General features: G+C 68.8%; 27 protein-coding genes and 1 pseudogene. 12 read left to right on the plus strand and 16 right to left on the minus strand.

All coding sequences use genetic code 11. The annotated features are described in order from the left end of the window. Positions 1-297: 297 nt before the first annotated feature. From PL79_RS00910 to PL79_RS00915, 3 genes are all read right to left on the minus strand, one after another. The gene (locus PL79_RS00910; RefSeq protein ID WP_044848524.1) at positions 298-957 is read right to left on the minus strand and encodes a methyltransferase family protein; all 660 of its coding nucleotides are present in this window, start codon (positions 955-957) and stop codon (positions 298-300) included. A 165-nt stretch (positions 958-1,122) separates the two neighbouring features. Next, positions 1,123-1,290: a hypothetical protein gene (locus PL79_RS35955; protein WP_185500310.1), complete on the minus strand. Its 168-nt coding sequence runs from the start codon at positions 1,288-1,290 to the stop codon at positions 1,123-1,125. A 256-nt stretch (positions 1,291-1,546) separates the two neighbouring features. Next, the gene (locus tag PL79_RS00915) at positions 1,547-1,966 is read right to left on the minus strand and encodes an HIT family protein (RefSeq protein ID WP_044848523.1); all 420 of its coding nucleotides are present in this window, start codon (positions 1,964-1,966) and stop codon (positions 1,547-1,549) included. A gap of 289 nt (positions 1,967-2,255) precedes the next feature. Between PL79_RS00915 and PL79_RS00920 the strand changes: the two genes are divergently transcribed. Together PL79_RS00920 and PL79_RS00925 are read left to right on the plus strand one after the other, a co-directional pair. Then, the gene (locus PL79_RS00920; protein ID WP_193759793.1) at positions 2,256-3,431 is read left to right on the plus strand and encodes a hypothetical protein; all 1,176 of its coding nucleotides are present in this window, start codon (positions 2,256-2,258) and stop codon (positions 3,429-3,431) included. A 203-nt stretch (positions 3,432-3,634) separates the two neighbouring features. Beyond that, entirely contained in the window at positions 3,635-5,038 is a 1,404-nt protein-coding gene (locus PL79_RS00925) for a serine hydrolase domain-containing protein (protein WP_044848522.1), read from the plus strand. Between the two features lie 66 nt (positions 5,039-5,104). Here the strand turns inward: PL79_RS00925 and PL79_RS00930 are convergent, their stop codons facing one another. The 4 genes from PL79_RS00930 to PL79_RS00945 all read right to left on the minus strand — a co-directional run bounded on the left by PL79_RS00930 (position 5,105) and on the right by PL79_RS00945 (position 8,265). After that, entirely contained in the window at positions 5,105-5,728 is a 624-nt protein-coding gene (locus PL79_RS00930) for a glutathione S-transferase family protein (protein ID WP_044848521.1), read from the minus strand. 141 nt (positions 5,729-5,869) lie between these two features. Then, positions 5,870-6,340 carry a DUF2269 family protein gene (locus PL79_RS00935; protein WP_044848520.1) on the minus strand — a complete coding sequence of 157 codons (471 nt, stop codon included), beginning with the start codon at positions 6,338-6,340 and terminating at the stop codon, positions 5,870-5,872. Further along, a complete protein-coding gene (locus tag PL79_RS00940; protein WP_044848519.1) occupies positions 6,337-7,590 on the minus strand; it encodes an SDR family oxidoreductase in 1,254 nt (417 codons plus the stop codon). The genes PL79_RS00935 and PL79_RS00940 overlap by 4 nt, the downstream gene beginning before the upstream one ends. A gap of 141 nt (positions 7,591-7,731) precedes the next feature. Next, complete coding sequence (locus PL79_RS00945; protein WP_006760784.1) at positions 7,732-8,265, minus strand: GbsR/MarR family transcriptional regulator; 534 nt, start codon at positions 8,263-8,265, stop codon at positions 7,732-7,734. Positions 8,266-8,472: 207 nt separating this feature from the next. On the opposite strand from PL79_RS00945, the gene fabV reads away from it, so the two are divergent. Then, positions 8,473-9,675, plus strand: coding sequence for an enoyl-ACP reductase FabV (gene fabV / locus PL79_RS00950; protein ID WP_044848518.1), 1,203 nt, complete (start codon positions 8,473-8,475; stop codon positions 9,673-9,675). Positions 9,676-9,733: 58 nt separating this feature from the next. Here the strand turns inward: fabV and PL79_RS00955 are convergent, their stop codons facing one another. Continuing rightward, positions 9,734-10,438 (minus strand): SDR family oxidoreductase, encoded by a 705-nt coding sequence (locus tag PL79_RS00955; RefSeq protein WP_044848517.1) that lies wholly within the window; start codon positions 10,436-10,438, stop codon positions 9,734-9,736. A 337-nt stretch (positions 10,439-10,775) separates the two neighbouring features. Between PL79_RS00955 and PL79_RS00960 the strand changes: the two genes are divergently transcribed. Beyond that, the gene (locus tag PL79_RS00960) at positions 10,776-11,360 is read left to right on the plus strand and encodes a TetR/AcrR family transcriptional regulator (RefSeq protein WP_044848516.1); all 585 of its coding nucleotides are present in this window, start codon (positions 10,776-10,778) and stop codon (positions 11,358-11,360) included. Positions 11,361-11,391: 31 nt separating this feature from the next. Here the strand turns inward: PL79_RS00960 and PL79_RS00965 are convergent, their stop codons facing one another. Next, positions 11,392-11,970, minus strand: coding sequence for a membrane protein (locus PL79_RS00965; protein ID WP_044848515.1), 579 nt, complete (start codon positions 11,968-11,970; stop codon positions 11,392-11,394). Positions 11,971-12,148: 178 nt separating this feature from the next. Continuing rightward, complete coding sequence (locus tag PL79_RS00970; protein WP_044848514.1) at positions 12,149-12,679, minus strand: GNAT family N-acetyltransferase; 531 nt, start codon at positions 12,677-12,679, stop codon at positions 12,149-12,151. 196 nt (positions 12,680-12,875) lie between these two features. On the opposite strand from PL79_RS00970, the gene PL79_RS00975 reads away from it, so the two are divergent. The 3 genes from PL79_RS00975 (at position 12,876) to PL79_RS00985 (ending at position 14,296) form a co-directional block, all read left to right on the plus strand. Further along, the gene (locus PL79_RS00975) at positions 12,876-13,253 is read left to right on the plus strand and encodes an ArsR/SmtB family transcription factor (protein ID WP_044848513.1); all 378 of its coding nucleotides are present in this window, start codon (positions 12,876-12,878) and stop codon (positions 13,251-13,253) included. Beyond that, complete coding sequence (locus PL79_RS00980; protein WP_044848512.1) at positions 13,216-13,701, plus strand: SRPBCC family protein; 486 nt, start codon at positions 13,216-13,218, stop codon at positions 13,699-13,701. The genes PL79_RS00975 and PL79_RS00980 overlap by 38 nt, the downstream gene beginning before the upstream one ends. A 118-nt stretch (positions 13,702-13,819) precedes the next feature. Beyond that, positions 13,820-14,296 (plus strand): SRPBCC family protein, encoded by a 477-nt coding sequence (locus PL79_RS00985; RefSeq protein ID WP_044848511.1) that lies wholly within the window; start codon positions 13,820-13,822, stop codon positions 14,294-14,296. Between the two features lie 27 nt (positions 14,297-14,323). On the opposite strand, the gene PL79_RS00990 is transcribed toward PL79_RS00985, so the two are convergent. The 4 genes from PL79_RS00990 to PL79_RS01005 form a co-directional block, all read right to left on the minus strand. After that, the gene (locus PL79_RS00990) at positions 14,324-15,454 is read right to left on the minus strand and encodes an amidohydrolase family protein (RefSeq protein WP_044848510.1); all 1,131 of its coding nucleotides are present in this window, start codon (positions 15,452-15,454) and stop codon (positions 14,324-14,326) included. Between the two features lies 1 nt (position 15,455). After that, positions 15,456-16,763: an MFS transporter gene (locus PL79_RS00995; RefSeq protein ID WP_044848509.1), complete on the minus strand. Its 1,308-nt coding sequence runs from the start codon at positions 16,761-16,763 to the stop codon at positions 15,456-15,458. 85 nt (positions 16,764-16,848) lie between these two features. Next, a complete protein-coding gene (locus PL79_RS01000; protein WP_044848508.1) occupies positions 16,849-18,144 on the minus strand; it encodes a CaiB/BaiF CoA transferase family protein in 1,296 nt (431 codons plus the stop codon). After that, on the minus strand, positions 18,141-19,127 hold the full coding sequence (locus PL79_RS01005) for a hydroxymethylglutaryl-CoA lyase (RefSeq protein ID WP_044848507.1): 987 nt from the start codon (positions 19,125-19,127) through the stop codon (positions 18,141-18,143). Before PL79_RS01005 ends, PL79_RS01000 begins: the two co-directional genes overlap by 4 nt. A 173-nt stretch (positions 19,128-19,300) precedes the next feature. Between PL79_RS01005 and PL79_RS01010 the strand changes: the two genes are divergently transcribed. The 4 genes and pseudogenes from PL79_RS01010 (at position 19,301) to PL79_RS01030 (ending at position 22,227) form a co-directional block, all read left to right on the plus strand. Then, a complete protein-coding gene (locus PL79_RS01010) occupies positions 19,301-20,122 on the plus strand; it encodes an IclR family transcriptional regulator (protein WP_044848506.1) in 822 nt (273 codons plus the stop codon). 133 nt (positions 20,123-20,255) lie between these two features. After that, on the plus strand, positions 20,256-20,894 hold the full coding sequence (locus PL79_RS01015) for a 2-hydroxychromene-2-carboxylate isomerase (RefSeq protein WP_044848505.1): 639 nt from the start codon (positions 20,256-20,258) through the stop codon (positions 20,892-20,894). Positions 20,895-20,933: 39 nt separating this feature from the next. Further along, positions 20,934-21,100: pseudogene (locus tag PL79_RS37110) on the plus strand (MFS transporter); the annotation flags it as partial. 431 nt (positions 21,101-21,531) lie between these two features. Then, positions 21,532-22,227 carry a phosphatase PAP2 family protein gene (locus tag PL79_RS01030; protein ID WP_044848504.1) on the plus strand — a complete coding sequence of 232 codons (696 nt, stop codon included), beginning with the start codon at positions 21,532-21,534 and terminating at the stop codon, positions 22,225-22,227. Positions 22,228-22,363: 136 nt separating this feature from the next. Here the strand turns inward: PL79_RS01030 and PL79_RS01035 are convergent, their stop codons facing one another. Together PL79_RS01035 and PL79_RS01040 are read right to left on the minus strand one after the other, a co-directional pair. Next, on the minus strand, positions 22,364-23,023 hold the full coding sequence (locus tag PL79_RS01035; protein WP_044848503.1) for a glutathione S-transferase family protein: 660 nt from the start codon (positions 23,021-23,023) through the stop codon (positions 22,364-22,366). Between the two features lie 128 nt (positions 23,024-23,151). After that, positions 23,152-24,222, minus strand: a complete 1,071-nt coding sequence (locus PL79_RS01040; RefSeq protein WP_044848502.1) for an MBL fold metallo-hydrolase — start codon at positions 24,220-24,222, stop codon at positions 23,152-23,154. Between the two features lie 234 nt (positions 24,223-24,456). Here PL79_RS01040 and PL79_RS01045 point away from each other — a divergent pair, with 234 nt between their 5' ends. Then, positions 24,457-25,362, plus strand: a complete 906-nt coding sequence (locus PL79_RS01045) for an HTH-type transcriptional regulator ArgP (RefSeq protein ID WP_044848501.1) — start codon at positions 24,457-24,459, stop codon at positions 25,360-25,362. Positions 25,363-25,515: the final 153 nt, after the last annotated feature.

Here is a 25,515-nt window from a genome sequence, read left to right on the forward strand (position 1 = left end):
GGCATTGTGCCGAATCCCGGACCAATTCATTTCAATGAGCTTGCGGCGAAGAATAGCATCGGTCGCGCCCCCTTGCCGTCGACATTCTGGTAACAAGTTGTTTACCGCAACAGGACCGGAAAAGGTTGCCGAAAACCGCCTGCAAAGCCCGCCGGCAGGGGCTCCGGCCGTGGGCCGGCCGCACTCGAAGGCGGTGCCAGAAGCGCCCGTCGCGCGGGTTCCGACACACGTGGCAACACATCGCGGGTGCGTCACGAGCCGGCCGGGATCGACCGGGCCATCCAGGACGAACGAGGGTCAGTACACGCCCGGCAGCAGCCGCCACGTGTGCGCGCAGTACGCGTCGTATTCGGCGCCGAATTGCGCGCGCAGCAACGCTTCCTCGGAACGGATGCGGGCAACCAGCGGGATCATCGTCAACGCGACGAGCAGCAGCCCGACGCCCGATCGAAACGCACACGCCCAGCCGGCCGCATTGACGAGCAGGCCGAGATAGCTCGGGTTGCGAATTCTCCGATAGATACCGTCCGTCACCAGCGTGTGGCCCGGCTGGATCGCGACGAGCCCGCTGAAGCGCTTGCCGAGCACGAACACGGGCCAGATGCGCAGCACGCCGCCCGCGACGTACAGCACGACGCCGATCCAGCGCACCGTGTCGCCGCCGAAGGTCCACACATCGAGCCGGTCGGTCAGCGCGGGCAAGTAAGCGAGCAGGAACCCGCTGGCCGCGAACGCCGCGAGCACCCAGCGGTTGTCGCGGTTCACGCGTTCGCCGGCGCTCAGGTTGCCTTCGGTGAACAACGCGGCGACGGCCAGCGCGAGCGTCGCGACGGCAATGACGGTCAATTGCGGATGCGAGAAGAAGGCGGCGAACCCGCCGATGCCGAGCACGGCGAGCCCGAGATAGACGAGCGTGGAGACGCTCGCCACGATTGCGACCTTGCGCGTAACGGCCATGGCTGCCTCGCCGGAGTGGGCTTTCCTGTGAAGTATAGGAACCCGGGCGGGCCATGCGCACGCGCCCGTCATGCGGCGCGCGAGTCGTCCGTGCGGGAAGCGGCGGCCAAGCGCCGAACGACGGGGCCGCTCGATGTGCGGGCGGCGCCCGCGCCTGCCGCCCGGTCAGCGAATGCGGAAGTTGCCGCCGATGCCGACGCTGACGGGCGGTGCGTAATAGGCGGGCGCATAGCCGTAGTAGGCCGGCGCGGGCGCGTAGTAGCCGTAAGGCGGCGCGACATAGCAGCCGGACAGGCCACCGATCAGCGCAAACGTGATGAGGATTTTGTACATGACTCGATTCCCGGCGAAGAGGGCACGTTGCATCTCGCGAAAACCACGCCGTCGCAGCCTGCGACGGCCGGCACGGAAGAGACAACCGGCCCTTCCCGTCGCTCGATGCGGCAATGCGCGGAGTCTAGCGCCGGGGCCACCGGGACACGTTTCGCGAGCGGTTACACGTGTTACGTGGTGTGACCGCTGAAACAGGCGCGCACGGCGTCGCGGCACGCGCCCGCTGGCGCCGCCCGAACCACGCGCCGTCTGCGCGTTACACGAAACGCGCGCGGATCCGCTCGGCGACCGATTCGAGCGTCGCCGAATCGGCGATGTCGCGCGCGTGCATCCGCAGCTCGACGCCTTCCCAGCGCGGAATCACGTGGAAATGCACGTGCGGGACCGTCTGGCCCGCCGCCGCGCCGTTGAACTGGCCGATGAAAACGCCGTCCGGCCCGAGCGCCGCGCGCACGGCCGCCGCGACGCGCTGCGTCATGCGGATGCCGGCCGCGGCCGCGTCGCCGGACAGCTCGAAGATCTGCGCGGCCGGCTCCTTCGGGATCACGAGCACGTGACCGTCGGCCTGCGGCATGAGATCCATGATCGCGAGGGTCGCGTCGTCTTCGGCGACCTTCACGCACGGCAGTTCGCCGCGCAGGATTCGGGCGAACGGGTTGTTGTTGTCGTAGGACATGGGCGTTTTCCGATGTTTGCGATTGCGGTTTGACTGGGAACGATGCCGGACGATTATCGGCCGACGGCGGTCCGGATTTCAACTTGTCAGGCCGTGTCGCCATGGCGGCGAACAATGCGCGCCGACTCGCGTGCAATGCCCGTCGCCGGATGGAATATCCGGCCGTCGCGATCCGTTTATTTCGAGTGCGGACTCGCACGTCAAGACCGCGGATCCGCGCCGGACATCCGCGCGCTGCGCAGGCCGGCAGCCGGGATGACTGCTCGCGATCATCAACCGGAGTCATGCCATGGACCCTCTCCCCTCCTGTCGTTCGCCCGCCCCGCCCGTGTTTGCCGTTCATCCGCCGATCCTCGCCCACGCCCGCCGCACGATGGCGCGCACGCTATGCCGCGCGGCTTTCGGCGCGGGGCTGATCGCGTTGTCGTCGGCTTTCGCGTGGGCCGGCGGCGGCAATTCCATCCTGCCGGTCTCGTCGGTCACGGCGTCGACCGTGCCCGCCAACGGCGACGTCAATCCGTACGGCATCGCGTTCGTGCCGCGCGGCGTGCCGAGCTGGAGCACGCTGAAACCGGGCGACGTCGTCGTATCCAACTTCAACGCGGCATCGAACACGCAAGGCACCGGCACGACGGTCGTCAAGCTGTCGCCCGGCAAGACGCCGGCAACGTTCTTCCAGGGCAGCAATGTCGGCCTGACGACCGCGCTCGCGGTGCTGCGCAGCGGCTTCGTGCTGGTCGGCAACGTGCCGGCGCCGGACGGCAAGACCGTGGTCCCCCCGGGCTCGCTGCTCGTCATCGGTCCGCAAGGCAATCTCGTCACGCAACTGTCGAGCAGCACACTGCTCGACGGACCGTGGGACATGACCGTGATCGACCGCGGCCAGCGCGTGACCGCGTTCGTGTCGAACGTGCTGAACGGGACGGTCGCACGGATCGAGCTGATGATCGGCAGCGACGGCGTCAGGATGCTGCCGGGCTCGCAGATCATCGCATCGGGCTACGTGAACCGGACCGATCCCGCTGCGCTCGTCGTCGGCCCGACCGGCCTCGCGTACGATCCCGACATCGACGTCCTGTATGTCGCCTCGACCGGCGACAACGCGGTGTTCGCGATCCAGAATGCCGCGACGACGAATCGCAACGGCGGCGTCGGACGGATGATCTACTTCGATGCGGCTCACCTGCACGGCCCGCTCGCGCTGGCGCTCGCGCCGAACGGCCATCTCGTGACCGCGAACGGCGATGCGGTCAACCCCGACCCGCTGCAACCGAGCGAGATCGTCGAATTCACGGTGGACGGGCGCTTCGTCGCGCAGATGCAGGTCGATACCGTGCCGGGCGCGGCATTCGGGCTCGCGTTCGGGCGCGGCAGCAAAGGCCAGCCGGAGTTCGCGGCCGTCGACGACAACACGAATACCGCGACGGTCTGGACACTGCGCTCGGACAACGACAACGCACAATGACGCATCCCGCGAACGGGCCGCGTGCGGCCCGTTCGAACCTGCGCGATCGACACATGCGATTCGCAGACGCCGGGCACCATGCCGCCTGACCGACGCCGCCCGGCGTCACCCGCCCCCACGATTGCCACCGCTCGCGCGAACCTGCGACACTGCCGGATCGTTGCCATCGTTGCCGGCCGGCACGCCACCGAGGACGCTCGCGCATGACGATCCCCTTCAAATCGCTGATCCTGCGCGGTGCCGCCGTCGCGCTCGTCGCCGCGGCCGGCTACACCGGCTACATGCTGTCGCGGCTCGCGCCCATCGCGACGGGCTATGCCGCGAAGGCGCTGTGTTCGGGCGTGTTCGTGTCGGGCCGTCCGGCCGCGTCGGTGATCGACGTCGACATCATGGCCGGCGTGCATCCGCTGCTGAAGCTGGTGCGTCCGTCGATCGATCCCGAGCATCATCGCGCCGTCGCGACCTTCGCCGGGTTCGCGCAACGCGAGGCGGACTTCCGGCCCGGGCTCGGCTGCACGCTCGCGCTCGGACCGTCGCCCGGCGGGCTGCCGGCCGCGCTACCGCCCGCCACCGATCCGCCGCCCGCGCACGAAGCGGCGCCGGCCGACCCGCCCGCCGGCATCGACGCGCACAAGCTGCAGGCCGCGCTCGACCGCGCGTTCGACGAACCCGATCCGGCGCGGCCGCGGCGCACCCGCGCGGTCGTCGTGATGTGGCGCGGCCAGGTGATCGCCGAACGCTATGCGCCCGGCTTCGCGGCCGACACGCCGCTGCCCGGCTGGTCGATGACGAAGACCGTGACGGCCGCGCTGGCCGGCATGCTCGTCGCGCAGCACAAGCTGTCGCCGGACGCGTCGGCGCTGCTGCCCGAATGGCGCGACAGCGGCGACCTGCGCGCGGCGATTACGCTCGACGAGCTGCTGCGGATGACGAGCGGCCTGCAATTCAACGAGGACTACGACGACCCGCTGTCCGACGTCGCCGTGATGCTGTTCACGCAGCCGGACACCGCGCGTTTCGCGTCGGCCATGCCGCTCGCCGCGCAGCCCGGCACGCAGTGGTACTACTCGAGCGGCACGAGCGCGATCGTCGCGCGCGTGATGCGCGAGGCGATGGGCGGCACCGAAGACGACTACCTCGCGTTTCCGCGCCGCGCGCTGTTCGCGCCGCTCGGCATGCGCAGCGCGGTGTTCGAGCCCGATGCGGCCGGCACGCTCGGCAGCGCGTCGTTCATGTATGCGAGCGCGCGCGACTGGGCGCGCTTCGGGGAGCTTCTGCGGCAGGACGGGGTGTGGAACGGGCAGCGGCTGCTGCCGCAAGGCTGGGTGCGCTACCTGACGCGCGCGACGCCGCTGTCGACGCGCCAGGAATTCGGCGCGCATCTGTGGGTGAAGGTGCCGGAGCCGTTCAACGATCGCGATGCGCACGCGAGCCCGCTGCCCGTCGACGCGTTTCATGCGGTCGGCCATGAAGGCCAGTTCGTGAGCGTGGTGCCGAGTCGCGAGCTGGTGGTCGTGCGGCTCGGGCTGTCGCGGCCGGAATCCGCATGGAATCACGAGGCGTTTCTCGCGCGCGTGCTCGAGGCCGTACCGGCATCGGGCTCGTGACGGCCGCGGCGCGGCGGCGCTGCGGCGGCAAATCACGCCGCCGCGCCGCGCGCGACACGCGATGCGTTACGGGTTCGCGCTGCCCGCGTACTGCTGGAAACCTTCGCGCGTCGCCAGGCGCTCGATGTAGCGCTTCACTGCCGGGAAATCCGGATGCTCGAACGGCGTGCCGAACCAGCGGTTCACCGACAGGCCGATCGGAATGTCCGCGAGCGTGAAGCGGTCGCCGGCCACGAACGCGCCGGTCGCTTCGAGCTGCGCGTTCAGTATCTGCATGTGCTTCGTCCAGCCCGCGATCGACTGCGCGATCGCCGCCGGGTCCTGGTGATCGGGCGACTTGCGCACGAGGCCGAGGAACGCGCCGACCCACGAGCGGTTCAGGTCCGTGCCCTGCCAGTCGATCCACTGATCGACCCGCGCGCGCGCCTGCGGCTCGGCCGGATAGAGCGCGTCGCCGCCATAGCGGTTCGCGAGATAGCGGATGATCGTGTTCGACTCCCACAACACGAAGTCGTCGTCCTTGATGACCGGCACGAGGCCGTTCGGATTCAGCGCGAGGTACGCCGGGTCGTTGGTCGTGCGAAAGCCCGCGCCCCAGTCTTCCTGTTCGAACGGCAGGTTCAGTTCGGTGCACAGCCACAGCACCTTGCGGACGTTGATGGACGGGATCTTGCCGAGGATGTGCAGCATGCAGGCTCCTTGTGAGGTCGAATGCGAAGCGTTCGGGAGGCGCGACACGGCCCGGACGCGCTCCCGTCGAAGTTATACACGAGCCCGCGAGAATCGACAGCGCGTCAGGCGAAATCGCTGTTGCAGGCCGCGCTGCCTCGCTCACATCGGCTTGAGCACCATCAGGAAATAAACGCTCAGCATCGCGAAGAACGCCGGATAGCCGAGCAGCTCCCAGCGCTTCGCATAGCGCCAGTAACGTTCCGGCAGCGCGGCATCGCCGTTCGCATGCGCGCGCTTCGCCATCGCGGCCAGTTCGATCTGCAGCCATACGACCGGCAGCCAGCACGCGCCCGCGACCGCATACAGCACGATCGACGCGACCAGCCACGGCGTCGTCCACGGCCAGCCGGCCGTATGCGCGAGCCACAGCCCGGATGCGGGCTGGAACAGCACGGCCGGCGTCGTGAACCACCAGTCCGCGCGCACGACGAGGCGCGACACGGCGGCGATCGCCGGCACCGAGCGCGTGCGGTTCGCGAAGAACAGATAGAACGCGGTGCCGAAACCCGTGCCGACCATCAGCACCGAGGACAGGATATGCAGCGTCTTGATCACGAGATAGGTGTTCATGCGTGTTCTTCTTCTGAAAAGAGGATCAACAGGATCGCCAGAATCGGCACGTTCTTGAGCACGGGGCCGAACGGCTCGGCGAGCAGGCCGGGCATCGTGACCGCGATGACGGCCGAATACGCGACGATCAGCGCGCCTTGCGCGGCCCACAGCCGGCGGGACGGCGCGACGACGGTCGCCACGCCGAACGCGAAGTCCAGCGCGCTGGCCGCGTAGAGCGCGATCAGCGCGGGCAGCCCGGTCAGGTGCGCGTGGGCGAGCATCGCGAGGCTGTCGTGCCGCGGATGGATGAACGCGCTGACGATGGCCGTCCAGATCCAGACGATCGCGAGCGCGCCCAGCAGCAGCGGCCGCCGCCACATCGCGAGCGCGTCGCGGCGCAGCGCGGGCGCGTCCGCGCCGATGAAATGCCTCAGCCCGCGCGGCGGTCGGCCGAGCACGGCCGCGAGCGCCGCGGGATCGCCGGTGTTGCCGCCGCGCAGCATCGTCCACGTGTCGCGGGTCAGCATCGCGCCCGGCAGCGCGCCGAGCAGCGCGGCCGCCGCACCGACCAGCGGGCCCGGCAGCGCGATGCGCGCCGCCGGCGGGAAGCCCAGCGCGGCGCGATAGACGCTCAGCATCTCGCGATACTCGACTTCGTCGCCGCCGACCGCGTCGATGACCGGGTTGCCGGCCGCCGGCGCATCGACGAGCCGCGCGACGAGTTCGGCGAGATCGTCGATGTGCACGGGGCGCAGCCGTTGCTGGCCGCCCGCCGGCAATGCGTGCACGGGCAGGCTCGCGAGCATCCGGAAGAACCGTGCCGACGTGCCGGAAGCGCCGTAGACGAGCGCCGGGCGCACGATCCGGTAATCGAGCGGCAGCGTCCGCAGGAAGGTGTCGGCTGCGTATTTGCTGGCGAAATACGGCGTGTCGCCGCGCTCGACGCCCAGCGCCGAGATCTGGATCACGCGTCGCACGCGGGCACGACAGCACGCGGTGAAGAGCGCGCAGGGCGCCGCGCGATGCACGGCGTCGAACGTCGCGTCACGCCGGTCCGCAAGGATCCCGACCGCATTGATCACCACGTCGACGCCGTCGAGCCGGGCGAGCCACGCATCGGGATCGACGTCCTTCGTGAAGTCGATCGCGACGTCGTGCGGGCCGACCGCATGCCGCACGCCGCGCAGCACGCGATGGCCGCCGGCTTCGAGCCGCGCGCCCAGCGCCCGCCCGATGAAGCCGTTCGCGCCGCAGAGGAGGATGTTCATGTCGCACTCCGCGGTATGGCATGCCGGCGGATCGATCGCGATGCCCTGTTCATTTTCATCCTCTACCTACAGTTATTTCTGTAAAGACAGAAATTTCACTTCCAAAAAAAGCGGGCTGCGTGCCCGCACGTCCGGTACCGCTTACTTCGACGACTTGCGCCTGACCGTCTGGCTGATCTTCGCGCCGATGCCGAGCGCCTTCATCAGCGTGTCGGGCTTGAGCCGCAGCATCTCGTCCGACCAGGTCGTGAGCGTCTCGACGAACTGCAGCGTGTCGCGGATGCGCTGTTCGGTTTCGCGGCTCTCGTCGGCGATCTCCGGGCTCGTCAGGCAATCGCGCAGCACCGTGAGCGTCGGTTCGATCTCGCGCTGCCGCCGCCCTTCGACGATCAGCTTGAACAGTTCCCAGATGTCGGTCGACGTCTCGAAATGGTCGCGCCGGTCGCCCAGCACGTGCACGACCTTCGCGAGCCGCCATGCCTGCAGTTCCTTCAGGCTCGTGCTGACGTTGGAACGCGCGACGTTGAGCGTCTCGGCGATCTCGTCGGCCGCAACCGGCCGGCCGGCCAGGTACAGCAGCGCGTGAATCTGCGAGACGGTGCGGTTGACGCCCCAGCGCGAGCCCATTTCGCCCCAGTGGAGGATGAATCGTTCGGCAATCGGTGTGAGTTCCATGTCGGGGAATTTAGTTTTTTTCAGTTATTTCTGTCAAGAGAGAAATATCGGGCGGCGACGCGAATGGCTGCCTCGACCGTCCCGCCCGCGGGCGACTGCGACCGCGGCCACGGCTCACCTTTCCCGCCGTTGCGCCCGCTTCCATTACAATGCGCGGGATTTTTCCGATTTCAGGCCGTCCGCGCCTTTCTGACTAGAGGTTCTCCCATGATCATCAAACCGCGCGTGCGTGGCTTCATCTGCGTGACGACTCATCCGGTCGGCTGCGAAGCCAACGTCAAGGAACAGATCGACTACGTGACTTCGCACGGCCCGATCGCCAACGGTCCGAAGAAGGTGCTCGTGATCGGCGCGTCGACCGGCTACGGCCTCGCCGCCCGGATCTCGGCCGCATTCGGCTCGGGCGCGGACACGCTGGGCGTGTTCTTCGAGCGCGCCGGCAGCGAGACGAAGCCGGGCACCGCCGGCTGGTACAACAGCGCCGCGTTCGAGAAATTCGCCGCCGAAAAGGGGCTCTATGCGCGCAGCATCAACGGCGACGCCTTCTCCGACAAGGTCAAGCAGATCACGATCGACACCATCAAGCAGGATCTCGGCAAGGTCGACCTGGTTGTCTACAGCCTCGCGGCACCGCGCCGCACGCACCCGAAGACGGGCGAAACGATCAGCTCGACGCTGAAGCCGGTCGGCAAGTCGGTCACGTTCCGCGGCCTCGACACCGACAAGGAAGTGATCCGCGAAGTGTCGCTCGAGCCGGCGACGCAGGAAGAGATCGACGGCACCGTCGCCGTGATGGGCGGCGAGGACTGGCAGATGTGGATCGACGCGCTCGATGAAGCCGGCGTGCTGGCCGACGGCGCGAAGACGACCGCGTTCACGTATCTCGGCGAGCAGATCACGCACGACATCTACTGGAACGGCTCGATCGGCGAAGCGAAGAAGGATCTCGACAAGAAGGTGCTGTCGATCCGCGACAAGCTGGCCGCGCATGGCGGCGACGCGCGCGTGTCGGTGCTGAAGGCGGTGGTCACGCAGGCAAGCTCGGCGATCCCGATGATGCCGCTCTACCTGTCGCTGCTGTTCAAGGTGATGAAGGAAACCGGCACGCACGAAGGCTGCATCGAACAGGTGTACGGGCTCCTGAAGGACAGCCTGTACGGCGCGACGCCGCACATCGACGAGGAAGGCCGTCTGCGCGCGGACTACAAGGAGCTCGACCCGCAAGTGCAGGACAAGGTCGTCGCGATGTGGGACAAGGTCACCAACGAGAACCTGTACGAAATGACCGACTTCGCGGGCTACAAGACGGAATTCCTGCGCCTGTTCGGCTTCGAGATCGCCGGCGTCGACTACGACGCGGACGTGAACCCGGACGTGAAGATCCCGGGCATCATCGACACGACGGTCTGACGAAACGCCCCGCCGCCGCGCTCATCGAGCGAGCGGCGGGGTCGCGCTGCCGGCCGAGTCAACGCGGCGCCGGCTCTTCCAGATAGACGCCCGACGACAGCGTGGCCTTCACCTGCCGCGTGAACTCGTCGGTCGACACTTCCTCCTCCCCTGCTTCGATTGCCTCGTACGCCTGGCGCACGACGTCGGCCGGCGTGGCCTTCGGCACGTCGAGGCCGGCCGTCAGGTCGGTATCGATGAACCCCGCATGCAGCCCGACGACCTGCGTATGCTGTTCGCGCAGCGAATGGCGCAGCCCGTTGGTCAGCGCCCACGCGGCCGACTTCGACACGCCGTAGCCCGACAGGATCGGCCGGTTCACCCAGCTCGCGACCGACAGCACGTTCAGGATCGCGCCGCCGCCGTGGCCGGCCAGCGTTCCCGCGAAGGCGCGCGACATCGCCAGCATTCCGAACACGTTGGTTTCGAAGTGATCTCGCAACGCGTCGAGCGCGCCGTCGTCGGTCAGGCTGCCGAGTCGCGCGATGCCCGCGTTGTTGATCAGCAGCGTGACGTCGCGCGCGATATCGGCGGCCGCGGCGACCGTCGCCGGATCGGTCACGTCGAGCCGCACGGGCACCACGCCCGGCAGCGTCACGCTGGCCGGATCGCGCGCGCCCGCATAGACCTTGCGCGCCCCGCGTTCGAGCGCCTGCTTCGCGAACTCGCGGCCGAGCCCGCGGTTCGCGCCCGTGACGAACACCACTGCACCTTCGATCTTCATGCTCGTTCCTTTCGGAGAAAGGATCCCGCTCGCGCCGGTTCGCCGCGCGCCCGGGATCCGGTGATAAACCACGCCGCCATCGCGGACCGAACCGTTGCTCCGCCGGTGCCGTGCCGGAAGCCGCGCAGTCCGCCGCCCACGCCACGCCGCACCGGGACCGATATCCATCCGTGCCGCGCCGGTCGCTTCGCTTCATTCGCGAAGTCGGCTACACTCGATGTCAATGTCGATCACCATTGTCTTTGCGGTGCATTGTGTCAGTGCGATTTCGACACGTCAATGGCGATCACCATTGTGTTTTTCAATCGACGCAATTGCCGGAATGAGGGAGGGATCGATGGGCGTCTCGAGACAACAGGCCGCCGAAAACCGCAACGCGATCGTCGCGGCCGCCGAGCGGCTGTTCCGGGTGCGCGGTGTCGACGCGGTGGGGTTGACGGAGTTGATGAAGGAAGCCGGCTTCACGCAGGGCGGCTTCTACAACCACTTCAAATCGAAGGATGCGCTGGTCGCCGCGGTGATGGAGAAAGCGATCCAGGACCGCGCGGATTCACCGAACGCCGGCAGCGTCGCGAAGCAGGCGACGGCGTACCTGTCGACCGCGCATCGCGACAACGTCGAAGCCGGCTGCCCGCTGTCGGGTTTCGCGGGCGATGCACCCCGGCTGACCGACGCGGCGCGCGCGTGCTACGCGCACGGCGTCGCCGCGTATCTCGACCGGCTGGAACGGATGGTGGCCGCCGAAGGCCCGGCCGCGGCGGATACGCGCCGCGACGCGATCGCCGTCTTCAGCCAGATGGTCGGTGCGCTCGTGCTGTCGCGCGCGATCGCCGGCACCGATCCGGCGCTGGCCGACGAGGTCCTCGACGCGGGCCGGCGCACGCTCGGCGCGCAGCCCGACGATCCGGCCGTACCGGCGTAGCGGCACGACGGGCGCCGGTCGCGCGCGATCGCTATTGCACGGCCCTGGCGGCGTCCCACAACGGCCGCTGGCCGAGCGCCGCATGCCACGCCGCGAATTGCGTGCGCCACGACTCGAACGGCTCCGACAGCGGATGACGCGGATCGTCGCTCAACGCATACGCCATCCCCTCGATCAGCCAGCGCGGCTTGGTCGCGACCGCGAGGTTGCCGAGCACTTCGGCCTGCCGGTGGTGGATCAGCTCGTGGGCGAGAAAGTAGGTCTGCCAGCCGCGCGGCGCGACGACCACGCCGAAATCCCCGAGCGTCAGTGCGGCGCGTTCGCCGAGACCGAACTGGTCGGCGCACGCGCGCGTCGAGCAGAACACGACGCGCGGCGCGTCGCGAAACGGGCCGACGGCCGCGGCCGCGCGCGCGTAGCCGTCGCGATAGAGCTGCTGCGCGATGCCGAGCTTCGCGGCATCGTCGGTGCAGATGTCCGCGCTCGGGCATGACACGCCGGGCAGCAGCGCGGGCGCGACGACGCGCAGCGGCTTGACGAGCGCGTAGGCGGCGATCGGCACCGCGACGAGCAGGCCCGTGAGGGCGAAGGCGATACGGGAGCGTTTCATCGAGGCGGCAATTCCGTTGGCGTGGCGGTGACGTGTTCCAGCACGAATATATCGGAGCCGCGGCGGCGGCGGCCGGCTTTTCTGGTTCGCCCGGCTTCCGGCGCCGGTACTGCCGCGCCGCTGCGCCGCTGCGCACACGCGCCGGTCGCGACCCGGATCGCGACCGCATCCGGCCCCGTTACGCGAGCTGCTTGTGAAAATAAGTCGTCGCGCACAACGCGCCGTCGGGCATCAGCGCATAGTTCGGCACGACGCCTACGCGCTGCCAGCCGGCCCGCTCGTACAGGCGCTCGGCATCGCCGCCCGTCACGGTGTCGAGCACGAGCACGGTCTTGCCGGCGGCGCGCGCGGCGTCGTCGGCAGCCGCCATCAGCCGCGCAGCGACGCCCTGCCGGCGCGCATGACGCGACACGAGCATCTTCGCGAGGTCCGCTCGATGCGGCTGGTTCTCCGGCTGCGCGGTCACGAGTTGCACGGTGCCGACGATCCGGCCGGCCGCGTCCTCGGCGATCAGCAGGATGCGCTCGCCGCGCGCGACGCCGTCGGCAACCCGCGTCCAGAACGCGACGGCCGTCGAGCGTTCGATCGGCAACATGAAGCTGACGGACGCGCCGCCTTCGACGCAATCGATCAGCACGTCGGCCAGCGCGTCGATGCAGGCGCGGGCTTCGCTCGCGTCGACACGGCGGACGGTCACAGGTTCTGTCATACCCTCTCCGGTATATCAGGCGGGGCACGCGTTCGGCCGACGTGCGCCCGGATCGAATGGAATGCCGCCGTGTTGCCGATACATGCGAAACAGCGGCGGATGCCCGGCAACACGACGCCCGGCCTGGTCGGCGGGTGTTACCTCCCCATCATCCTAAGCGACGAAAATTCCCGTTGCATTGCCTATACTTAGCCGCATGGCTAACTTTCAACCCGGCATCACCGACGTATTCCAGGCGCTCGCCGATCCGACGCGCTGCGCGATCGTCAGCGCGCTCGGCAACGGCGTGCGGACCGTTTCGGAACTGGCCGCGCCGTTCGACATGGCGCTGCCGTCGCTGATGAAGCATGTCGCGGTGCTCGAGCGCAGCGGCCTCGTCACGACCCGGAAAACCGGCCGCACGCGCACCTGCGAGCTGGTCGGCGGCCGGCTGGCCGAAGCCGAGCAGTGGCTCGCCGCGCAGCGCGCGCTGTGGGAAGCGCGGGCCAATCGTCTCGTGGAATTCGTCGAACGCCGTCACCAGGAGGAACACGCGCATGTCAACCCGCCACGTCGCCCCCGCCGAAGCTCATGACCTCGTCATCACGCGCACGCTGCGCGCGCCGCGCCAGGCGCTCTGGCGCGCGTGGACCGATCCCGAACTGCTGAAGGAATGGTGGTGCCCGAAACCGTGGACCACCGAAGTCCGTGCGTTCGACCTGCGCCCGGGCGGCGCCTTCCACACGTTCATGCGCGGCCCCGACGGCGGCACGAGCGACAACCCCGGCTGCTTCCTCGACATCGTGCCGGAAGCGCGCATCGCGTTCACGTCGATGCTCGCGGGCGGCTGGCGGCCGCAGGTGCCGTGGCTGGGCTTCACGGCGATCATCACGATGGCGGATGACGCCGCCGGTTGCCGCTACGACGCGCGCGTGATGCATCCCGACGCCGCGACGCGCGAGCGCCACGAGGCCCTCGGCTTCTTCGAGGGCTGGAACACCTGCATCACGCAGCTCGACGAATTCGCGTCCGCATTGCGCTGAATTAGCACGTGCGCGGGCCATTGCATGCCGCCGCGCGCGCGCCTAGGATTCCTGAAGGAAGCGTGACGACACGCCGGCATCCGGCGTGCACCGTCGCGCGCGCTCCGCGGGAGGCCACATGCTGCAGATGCACACGCATTCGACCCGGGTCAGCCGGCACCTGAACGCACCGCGCGGGCGCGTCTACCGCGCGCTGCTCGATCCGCACGCCGTCGAACAATGGAAGGTGCCGGACGGCATGACGTGCCGCGTGCTCGCCTACGACGCGCGCGAAGGCGGCGCGCTGCGCGTGTCGCTGAGCTACGACGAACCGTCGGACGGCACCGGCAAGACCACCGCGCACACCGACACCTATCACGGCCGCTTCGTGACGCTCGTGCCCGACGAACGGATCGTCGAAATCGACGTGTTCGAAACCGACGATCCGATGCTGCGCGGCGCGATGACGATCACGATCACGCTGTCCGACGAAGCTGGCGGCACACGCGTCGACGCGGTGCACGACGGTGTGCCGCCCGGCGTGCCGGCGGCCGACAACGAGACCGGCTGGCGCATGGCGCTCGCCCGGCTGGCGGCGCTGGTCGAGACGGGCTAGCCAGCGCGACGCGACGTGCTCGGTGCGTCAACCGAGCCGGTACGCGTGCGAGACGGTCCCGCGGAACAGCGCATCGCGCTCGTCCGGGCTCGCGTGTGCGGTCAGCCGCTTGAACGCGTTCCAGCCGTTCACGTACGAATACGAGCCCTTGTCGACCGGAAAATTGCTCTCGAACATGCAGCGCTTCGCGCCGAACGCCTCGATGCACGTGAGCATCCACGGCTTCCACGCGGCGGCGAGCTGTTCGGACGACGGCGGCCGCGTGCCCTTCTCGAAATCGAACCCGTTGATCCGCATGCCGAGGCCACCGACCTTCACGAATACGTTCGGCAGCTGCGCGAGTTCGCGCATCGACGCCGACCAGCGCTGGAAGACTTCCGGCCGCTGGTCCGCGTAGCTCGCGATCCGCACGACGCCGCCGCAGTGATTGACGACGATCCGCGTGTCGGGGTTCGCCTTCGCCAGATCGAACAGCTCGGGCAATTGAGGAAAGAACAGCCACGCGTCGTACGACAGTCCGAGCGGCGCGAGCTGCGCGACGCCGGCCCGGTACGCGGGGTCGAGCAACAGCCCGCGCGGCACCGCCGACAGCGGATTGGCGAGCGACGGATCGGCATCCCAGGTACTCAGGTGTCGAACGCCGCGAAAGCGTCCGCGCCCCGCGTCGACATGCGCTTCGAGCACGTCGCGCACGCGCTCGCCGAGCCGCAGGTCCGCGTGCCCGACGATGCCTTTCGCGACGGCCGGGCCGCTGCGTTGCAGCGGCTCCGTCACGCCGGCGACGTAGGCCGTCTCGCCGACCGGCTTCAGTTCGGCCGGGCCCGCGTCGCGATAGCGCGTCAGCGCCTGCATGTAGACGGATGCCTGGACGTTGTGGCCGGATCGCGCGTCCTGCAGATAGTCGTCGAGCATGTAGATCCAGCCCGGCCGCTCGTAGAAGTGATGATGCGCATCGACGATCGGCAGATCCGGATCGAGTGCGGGTTCGAGCGCAGATGCGAGCCAGTCGCTTCGCACTGCGAGATAGTTGCCTTGGGTCGTCATGCGGGAGGGTCCGTTTTCAGCCGGCGCGCGCGTATCGGCCCATGCAGGGAGCGCGAGCGATGCGGCGGCCGCACCGAGCAACCGGCGTCGTTTGATCGAAATGGTCGCATCCATGTCATTCGCTCCGGTCGAATGCGTACAGCGACAGCGTGAGCAGCGTCGTGATCGCCAGCACGATCGCGAGGCCGAGCATCCCGGCCGTGAAGGTGCCGAAGCCGTCCTTCAGGTAGCCGACGAGATAAGGGCCCGCGAATCCGCCGAGCGCGCCGATCGAATTGATCAGCGCGAGCCCGCCGGCCGCCGCCTGGCCGGACAGGAAGCGCGAAGGCAGCGTATAGAAGATCGTGCGGCCGGCAATCGTGCCGATCAGCGCGAGCGTGATGCCGACGAGTGCGGGCCCGAGCGTCAGGAAGTGGGTCGACACGCCGAGCGCCACCGCGCCGATGGCCAGCCCGATCGCCAGGTTCGCGACCGGGCCGCCGCGCCGGTCCACCCGCTTCGCCCACCACAGCAGCGCGACGGTCGCGAAGAAGTACGGCACCGCGGAAAGCCAGCCCGTCTGCATCGTCGACATGCCGTGCGCCTTGAGCATCTGCGGCAACCAGATGCCGATCCCGTAAGAACCCATCGTGAAGCCGAACGAGATCAGCGCGAGCACGTACACGCGCACGTCGCGCAGCGCGACGCCGAAGTGCTTCTTGCGTCCGGCGGCCGCGCCTTCGCGCTCGAACGCGCGCTGCAGCGCGGCACGCTCGTCGCTCGACAGCCACGCGGCATCCGCGGGCGAATCGGACAGCAGCTTCAGCACGAAAAAGCCGAGCGCGCACGCGGGCAGCCCTTCGACGATGAACATCCACTTCCAGCCCGCAAGGCCGAGCGCGCCGTCGAGCTGCAGCAGCCACGTCGACAACGGGCCGCCGATCAGCGACGACAGCGGTGTCGACACGGTGAACCACGCGAGCACGCGGGTGCGGTAACTCGCCGGAAACCACACCGCGAGGAAAAAGATCACGCCCGGAAAGAACCCGGCTTCGCCGATGCCGAGCAGCAGCCGGATCGCATAGAAACTCGTCGGCCCGGTCGCGAGCGCGGTCGCGGCCGCCATCAGCCCCCACGTGATCATGATGCGCGCGAGCCAACGGCGCGCGCCGAAGCGATACAGCGCGAGATTGCTCGGCACCTCGAACACGCAATAGCCGGCGAACATGATCCCCGCGCCCCAGCCGAACTGCGTCGCGGTCAAGCCGAGATCGCGGTTCATCGTGAGCGCCGCGAACCCGACGCTCGTGCGGTCGAGGTAGTTGAAGAAGTACGCGAGCGCGAGCAGCGGAATGAAACGCCACGCGGCCTTGCGCACGGCCCGTTGCTCGATCGACGCGTCGGTTTCGCGATCGGCGGCCAGCGCCGGGGAAGCGGATGTCATGGTTGTCTCCGTGGATACGGCGCTCCTCGCCCGCGCGATCGCACGGGCAGGACGCCTGTTGTTCGTTCGATGGATCGCGGCGGCGCTACGCGCTCGCCACTTCGTTCGCCGAAGGCGCATCGGCCGCCACGTCCGGCGGTTGGCCGTCCGCGCCGTGTCCGTGCGATCCGGCGACGACGCCGGCTTCGATCAGCGCCCGGGCCTCGTCCGGCGTATAGCCGAGTTCGCCGAGCAACGCGCACGTGTCCTGACCGAGCGCGGGCGGCGCCGCGCGCAGCCGCAGGCGCTCGCCCGCGAGCGTGAGCGGCAGCAGCGCGGTGCGCGTGTCGACCGGCCGGCCGGCGCTGCTCGCGTCGGCCGGCAGCGTCACGGCTTCGAGCCCGCCCGTCGCGAGCAGATGCGGATCGTCGAACAGGTCCTGCGGCTTCGTGATCGGCGCATACGGCAGGCCGATCGATTCGAAGATCGCGCCGATCTCCGCGGCCGAATGCTCGGCGAGCCGCGCACGCAGTTCGGGCAGCAGCCACTCGCGGGCCTGCACGCGCAAGTTGTTGGTTGCAAGACGCGCATCGTCCTTCAGCGCGGCGAGGCCGAATGCGTCGCAGAACAGCGCCCATTGCGTGTCCGATACGACCGCGAGAAAGATCTGCTCGCCGTCCTTCACCGAAAACACGTCATAGACCGCCCACGCGGAAATGCGGCTCGGCATCGGCGACGCGGCCTGCCCCGTCACCGCGAACTGCATCATGTGCTGCGCGACGAGGAACACGTTGTTCTCGAACAGCGAACTCTGCACCTGCTGGCCGCGGCCGGTGCGTTCGCGCTGCGCGAGCGCGGCCATCGCGCCGATCGCGCCGAACATCCCGCCCATGATGTCGTTCACGCTCGAGCCCGCACGCAACGGCCGGCCTTCGGGGCCCGTCATGTACGCGAGACCGCCCATCATCTGCACCACTTCGTCGAGCGCGGTGCGATGTTCGTACGGCCCCGGCAGGAAACCCTTGTGCGACACGTACACCAGGCGCGGATTCAGCGCGGACAATGCGGAGTAGCCGAGCCCGAGCCGATCCATCGTGCCGCTCTTGAAGTTCTCGCTGAACACGTCCGCCGTCGCGACGAGCCGCCGCACGATCTCGAGCCCGCGCGGATCCTTCACGTCGACCGCGAGGCTTTTCTTGTTGCGGTTGAACATCCCGAAGAAGCCCGCGCCGGAACCGCGCAGCGCACGCGTGCTGTCGCCCGCGATCGGTTCGATCTTGATGACTTCCGCGCCGAGATCCGCGAGCAGCATGCCGCAGGTCGGGCCCATCACCATGTGCGTCATCTCGATCACGCGCACGCCTTCGTACGGCAGCGCCGCGGCCGGTTGGCGATCGTTCATTGCGCGACTCCCGTCAGGCAACCTTCCGGCTGGGCCGCCGACGGCGCACGGCCGTCCGCGTAACGGAATCCCTTCGGCAGCCCCGCGTCCGGCACGTGGCCATACAGCGGCTCGGCAGGCAGCGCCGCGTGCAGGATCGCGCGCGCGGCGAGCAGCGCATCGGCGTCGATGCCCGTGTCGATCCCCATCGACTCCAGCAGGAACACGAGATCCTCGGTGACGATGTTGCCGGTCGCGCCCGGTGCATACGGGCAGCCGCCGAGACCGCCCTGGCTCGCGTCGATCGTCGTCACGCCGGCGTCGAGCGCGGCAACGACGTTGGCGAGCCCCTGCCCGCGGGTGTTGTGGAAGTGTGCGCCGCCGGCCTTGTCGCCGACTTCGCGTTGCAGGCGCGTGAACAGCCGGCGCACCTGCACCGGATTCGCATAGCCGCTCGTATCGGACAGACCGATCTCGTCGACCCCGCATTCGGCCATCGCAGCCGCCATCGCGATCGTCTCGTCGTCGGAGACCGCGCCGGCAAGCGTGCAGCCGAACGCGACCGACACGCCGGCCTCGATCTGCACCGACGGAAACCGCGCGTCGCGCAGCGCGACGATCGCGCGCACCTCGTCGATCATCTGCGCGGGCGTCTTGCGGATGTTCGCCAGCGAGTGCGCCTCGGTCACCGAGACCGGCAACGTCAGCTTGTGGACGCCCGCCTCGAACGCGCTTTCGGCGCCGCGCAGGTTCGGCGCGAGCGCGGCGACGTGCAGCCCGGGAATCGCCAGCGCATGCGCGACGACTTCCCGCACGTCGGCCATCTGCGGCAACAGCCGCGCGGGCACGAACGACCCGACCTCGATCTCGCGCAGGCCGGCCGCGGCGAGCGCGGTGATCCAGCGCCGCTTGTCCGCCGTCTGCATCACGGCCTTGATGCTCTGCAGGCCGTCTCGCGGCCCGACCTCGCTGACCAGCACCTCTGGATACCCGGAAACGCTCATTCGACACCTCATAGTTCTATCTAAAAGAACAACGTTCTGTTTGACGGAACTTTAGAGGCGCGTCGAATCGCCTGTAAGCGGGGTATACCAGTGAAATTGCGATTTTCTGGAACTTGTGTTCTATCAGGCAGAACGATATAGTGGATCGACCGTCACCCAAGGACCTGCAAGCCGTGCCTCCGACCTCGCTCCCCGCAGAACCCACCGGCGCAGCACCCGACTCGTCGGCCGACGCCTCCAGCGGCGTCGCCGTCCTCGATCGCGCGTTCGCGATCCTCCATGCCTTCGGGCAAACCGACGACCGGCTGTCGCTCGCGGAACTGTCGCGCCGCACCGGGCTGTACAAGAGCACGATCCTGCGCCTGCTCGCCGCGCTCGAGCACGGCGGCTTCATGCGCAAGCTCGACGACGGCCAGTACGCGATCGGACACGAGCCGTTGCGGCTCGCCGCGCTGTACCAGCGTTCGTTCCGGGTCGGCCCGGTCGTCGAGCCGCTGCTCGAGACGCTGAGCCGCGAACTCGGCGAAACGGCATCGTTCTACGTGCGCCACGGCGAGATGCGCTCGGTGCTCTATCGTGTCGAACCCACGCGCACGGTGCGCGTGTCGATCCGGGTCGGCGAGGAGTTTCCCGTTCACCAGGGGGCGTCCGGGAAGGTGCTGCTCGCGTTCACCGACCCGCACGATGCGCGCTGGAACGACATACGCGAACAGTTGTGGGCCGCGTCGTACGGCGAGCGCGACCCGGAGACGGCTTCGGCGTCCGTGCCGGTGTTCGGCGCGGCCGGCGATTGCGTCGGCGCGCTCACGGTGTCGGGCCCGAAATCGCGGCTGGCCGCCGCGCCGGCGATGGCCGCGGCGCTCGCGCTGCTGTTGCCGCTCGCGCAGAAGGCGACCGTCGCGCTCGGTGGCGCCGGCGCGCGCTACGACGCGCAGGCCGTGCGCGACAGTCTCGCGCGCTTCACCGCGGCCGCGGACGAACCCGCGCAGCCCTAGCCGGCACGCGCGTCCGGCGACGCGGCAGCGCAAACGCCGGCCGCATGCGACACTGACCGCTGCCGCATGCAGCGCGCCGCCCGCCGGCGCGGCCCATGCCACTGCCGTCCGGACACGCACAAGGGAACCCACGATGAACGCCCCGCGCACCGCCACCTGGTATTTCGATTTCGTCTCGCCGTTCGCCTACCTGCAGCAGGAACGGTTCGACGAGTTGCCGCCGGCTGCCGCCTACGAGCCGAAACCGATCGTGCTCGGCGCCGTGCTCACGCACTGGGGCCAGAAAGCGCCGGCCGAGATCGCGGCAAAGCGCATCTTCACCTATCGCCACGCGCAGTACCGCGCGGACAAGCTCGGCATTCCATTCCGGATGCCGCCCGCGCATCCGTTCAACCCGATCCGGCCGCTGCGTCTCGCGATCGCGATGGGCAACACGCCCGATGCGATCCGGCGGATCTTCCGGCACATCTGGCGCGACGGCCAGGACGTATCGACGCCAGAGGGTTTCGCCGCGCTGTGCGAGGCGGTCGGCTTTCCGGAAGGCGTGACGGCGGTCGACGCGCAAGCGGTGAAGGACGCGCTGCGCGCGAACACCGATCAGGCGATCGCGCATAGCGTGTTCGGCGTGCCGACCTTCGAACTCGATGGCGACCTGTTCTGGGGCGACGATGCGACCGACATGTTCGTCGATTGCGCGACGTCCCGCGCGTGGCTCGACTCGCCCGAAGTGCGCCGCATCAGCGCGCTGCCCGAAGGCATCCGGCGCGGTTGACGGCGCGCCGCGGCGCTTGCGGCTCACGTGTCGCATCGTTCGACGCGCAGCCGCCTCGACGCGGTGCTGTTCTCGGCATGTTCATCGGGATGGCGGGCGGCGCCGCGCTTGGCGGTTCGTTGCTCGCGCAACTTGACCGGCATGCGGTGATCGCGCCGGCGCCGACAACGTCGCCAGCGGCACCGGCCGTGCGCACGTGGCGCCGTCGATTTTCGGCAGTGCGATTGCACGGCAGGCGGGTCCGCAGGGCTTGCCCGCCTTTTCTTTTATTTTCGATCGGTGCTGTGCGGCCCCGCGCGGCACGGCCGATTCGTGCAAGAGACAGCCGGCATTCGTTCATCCGATGCAATACTCGGAACGCGTCGCCGGATTGCGCAGTTCAACCGATTATTTTTTCGCCCGCGCCCGGCGTCCGCGCGCAATCATCGGATCATTTATCACGGCCGCACCGCACGGCCCTCCGCAATCCGGCCCCATCGGCAAAGGACGTGTTCTCAGGGGATTCCCGGTATTTTTTCCCATTTTCTTCGAAATTACCGGTGACATACTTGCCCCCCATTGCGCTCCGGTGCGAGCGCGCTTCCTGATCCCTGCCGGTCGCATGTCCTGTGCTGCGTGTCCGCCGGGGTCGCAGAACATGAACAATTTCGACACCACGATCCAGATCTTCCTCACCCACATTACGTTCGGACCGCTGATGAATCATGCGATCCGCGTGATCGCCGGCCTCTATACGTTCAAGGGCTTCGTCCTGATTCCCGTGCTGTGCTGGCTGTGGTTCCAGCCGGGACCGCAGCGCGAACGGCAACGCGAGCTGGTCATCGCGACGGTCGCGAGCGGGCTCGTCGCGCTCGCGTTCGGCCGATTGCTCGCGAAAGTCCTGCCGTTCCGCGTGCGGCCGATCTACAACCCCGACCTGCACCTGCACTTCCCGTCCGAGGAATTGCGTGCGGCCACGCTGCAGGCCTGGAGTTCGTTTCCGAGCGATCACGCGATGCTGTGGATGGCGATCGCGACGGGCATCTTCATCATCGCGCGACGCGCCGGCGTGTTCTCGCTGCTGTACGCGGTCGTGTTCATCTGCGTGCCGCGCGCGTATCTCGGCTATCACTACCCGACCGACCTGATCGCCGGCGCCGCGATCGGTATCGCGCTCGCGTGGCTGCTGACGCGCGATGCGATTCGATCGCGCTTCGCGCCGCAGGTGCTGGAGGCGATCCGGCGCTTCCCCGCGCCGGCCTATACGCTCGCGTTCCTGCTGTGCTTCGAGCTGATCACGCAGTTCGACGAACTGCTGACGCTCGCGCAGTCGGTCAAGCATACGGCGATGTAACGGGACGGCGCCGCCATGCATCCGCTGCTGTCGACACGACATCCGGGCACACGCTGCCGGCCCTGCGCGGCGGCATCGCGCCCGGCGCGCGCCGCCGTCCGGATCGTCGCCGCCGCGGCGACGGCGGCCGCGCACGTCAGTCGCGGTCGGGCGCCCCGAGCGGGAAGAACGAGCGATACGGCCGCGCTTCGTCGACCGCACGCGCGAACGACGGCCGCGCAAGCAGCCGCCGGCGATATGCGATCACGTTCGCGAACGACGGATCGATCCGGTGCGTCCAGTCCGCGTAGAACAGGAACGGCGCCGCGCCGCAGTCGGCGAGGCTGAAGCGGTCGCCGGCCGCCCATTCGCGATCGGCCATCGTGCGATCCAGCCATGCGTACGACGTTTCGAGCATCGCGCGCGCATCGGCGACACCCCGCGCATCGCGCTCGTGTTCCGGCCGCAACGCATCGAACACGACCTTCTGCTGCGGGGTCGCGACATAGTTGTCGAAGAAACGATCCATCATCCGCACTTCCAGCGCCGCGCGCCGGTCGTCGGGCACCAGCCGCGCGGGGCCCGGGTGGTAGAGATCGAGATACTCGACGATGATCGTCGCCTCGATCACGGTACGGCCCGCGTCGACGAGCACCGGGAAGCGCTTCAGCGGCCACAGCGCGGCCAGTTCCTGCATCGGCTTCGGATCGTCGTGCGCGAGCACGCGATAGTCGAACGGCGTGCCGTTCTCGTACAGCGCGGTCAGCGCCTTCTGGCAATAGGACGAAAAGGGATGGGCGTAAAGCGTCGGCGTCATCGCGGGTCTCTCGGGGTTTCGGCGCCGCGTCATGCGGCGCCACGTGATCGGATACCTTGACGACGAACGGCGCCGGGCCGAATCGACACTGGGCCGAACATTTTTTTCCGTTGCGCGGCATCGCGCCGCTACGACCGGCCATCCATCACGACGCGGCCTTCGCCTCGCCAGCGCAGCATCCCGCCGCCGAGGTTCGCGACGGCATCGAACCCGGCCTTCAGCAGGATCACGGTCGCCTGCGCGGAGCGGCCGCCCGCGCGGCACACGGTCACGATCGGCCGGTCGCGCGCGAGTTCGCCGGTGCGCGCGGCCAGTTCGCCGAGCGGAATCGGCGTCGCGCCCGGCAGGTGGCCGAGCGGGCCGGTGAATTCGTCCGGCTCGCGCACGTCGACGACCTGCACCGCCGGCAGGTGATCCTCGAGCCACTGCGGATCGATTTCCCAGAATCCGGCGAACGTATAGACGAGCGGCGCCCAGTCGGGCGCCGCCTGCACGTCGGGCGCATTCGCGGCGAGTCCGCACTGCAGGTTCGCGGGCACCGCGACGTCGATCTGGCGCGGATGCGCGAGCCCGAGGTTGCGCATGTAGCCCGCGAAATCGTCCTCGCTGAGATCGCCGCCGAGGCGCGGATTGAAGCGCCGCTCCTCGCCGACGCTCGTGACCGTGAGCCCGCGATAGTCGTGCGCGGGATACAGCAGGCATGCGGCCGGCAGCGTGAAAAGCCGGCCGTGCACCGCGCGATACAGCGCGCGCGGGTCACCCTGCTGGAAGTCGGTACGGCCGGTGCCGCGAATCAGCAGGCAGTCGCCGGTAAACGCCATCGATTCATCGTCGAGCACGAGGCTGATGCAGCCGCTCGTGTGGCCCGGCGTCGCGCGCACGGTCAGGTAGCGCGGGCCGAATGCGCAGCGATCGCCGTCGTTCAGGTAGCGGTCGGCGCCCTGCGCGCCGCTCGCGGCCGAAATCGCGATCGCGCTGCCGGTGCGCTGCTTCAGCAGCCACGCACCCGTCACGTGATCGGCGTGCACGTGCGTATCGACGGTCGCGACGAGCCGCAGCCCGAGCTCGTCGAGCAGCGCCGCATCGCGGCGCACCTGCTCGAACACCGGGTCGATCAGCAGCGCCTCGCGCGATGCGCGGTCGGCGAGCAGGTACGTGTAGGTCGACGATTGCGGGTCGAAGAGTTGCCGGAAGATCATCGCGAAGTCGCTCCGTCGGCTGGGCGTGTCGGTCGGGTGAAGGGTGCGGGTCGTGCAACCCGCACCGCGTGTGGCACCGGCTCGCGGCGCACACGTTCATACAGCGTAGTTCAAAACACGCGCGCCACCGGCGTCGTTGCACGCGGCGAGACGTCACGCCGCATCCGGTCCGTCTCGCGTGCTGCCTTACACTACCGCCTGTTCTCGTCTTACGTTCACAAGAATTGCGTCGACATGTCTCTGACGATCGATCCGAAGCAAGCCGCCGCGCTACTGGCCGTCGCCGACACCGGCAGCTTCGAGCAGGCCGCCGTGCGCCTGCACGTGACCGCGTCCGCCGTCACGCAGCGGGTCCGCGCGCTGGAGGCGAGCCTCGGCGCGCCGCTCGTGCTGCGCACGCGGCCGTGCCGGCCGACGGCGGCCGGGCAGCGCGTGCTGCAGCACCTGCGCCGCGTCGCGCTGCTGCAGGCCGACCTGCAAAGCACGCTCGCGACCGAGCGCGAATCGCCGATCTCGGTCACGATCGCGCTGAACTCCGACAGCCTCGGCACCTGGTTTCTGCCCGCATTGACGTCGGTGCTCGCGGGCGAGCGCATCCTGTTCGAGCTGATCGTCGAGGACCAGGACCACACGTTCGCGCTGCTCGAAAGCGGGATGGCGGTCGGCTGCGTGACGACCGAGCCGAAGCCGATGCGCGGCTGCGTCGCGACGCCGCTCGGCACGATGCGCTACCGGCTGCTCGCGGCCGCCGCGTTCGCGCTGCGCTGGTTTCCGCGCGGCCTGAACCGCACGGGCGCGCGCCATGCGCCGGTCGTCGCGTATTCGCGGCGCGACACGCTGCAGTCCTCGTTCCTGAAGGAGAAGTTCGGGTTGCCCGAAGGCGCGTATCCGTGCCACTACGTGCCGGGCACGCACGCGCATTTCGCGGCGGTGCGGCACGGGCTCGGCTACGCGATGGTGCCGGAGCCGCTGCTCGGCGGCGCACCGCTCGACGCGCAGGGGCTCGTCGATCTCGCGCCGCTGCATCCGACCGACATCACGCTGTACTGGCACGCATGGACCGTGCAATCGCCGACGATGGCGTCGCTGTCCGCACGGGTGGTCGAAGCGGCGCGCCGGTTGCTCGCGCCGCTGCCGTGACCAACGGGTGATCGACACCGCCGGCGCGGCACGTCGCGCGGCATGCGCGGCATGCGTGGCCAAGAGAAACGCCGCCGCGCCGCCTATACTTTTTCCATCGGCCCCGCGAACGCGCCGCGCGGCCGATCACGCACATCCGGCCGTTCCCTTTCC

This window comes from Burkholderia sp. USMB20, from assembly GCF_000949135.2.
Lineage (GTDB): Bacteria > Pseudomonadota > Gammaproteobacteria > Burkholderiales > Burkholderiaceae > Burkholderia.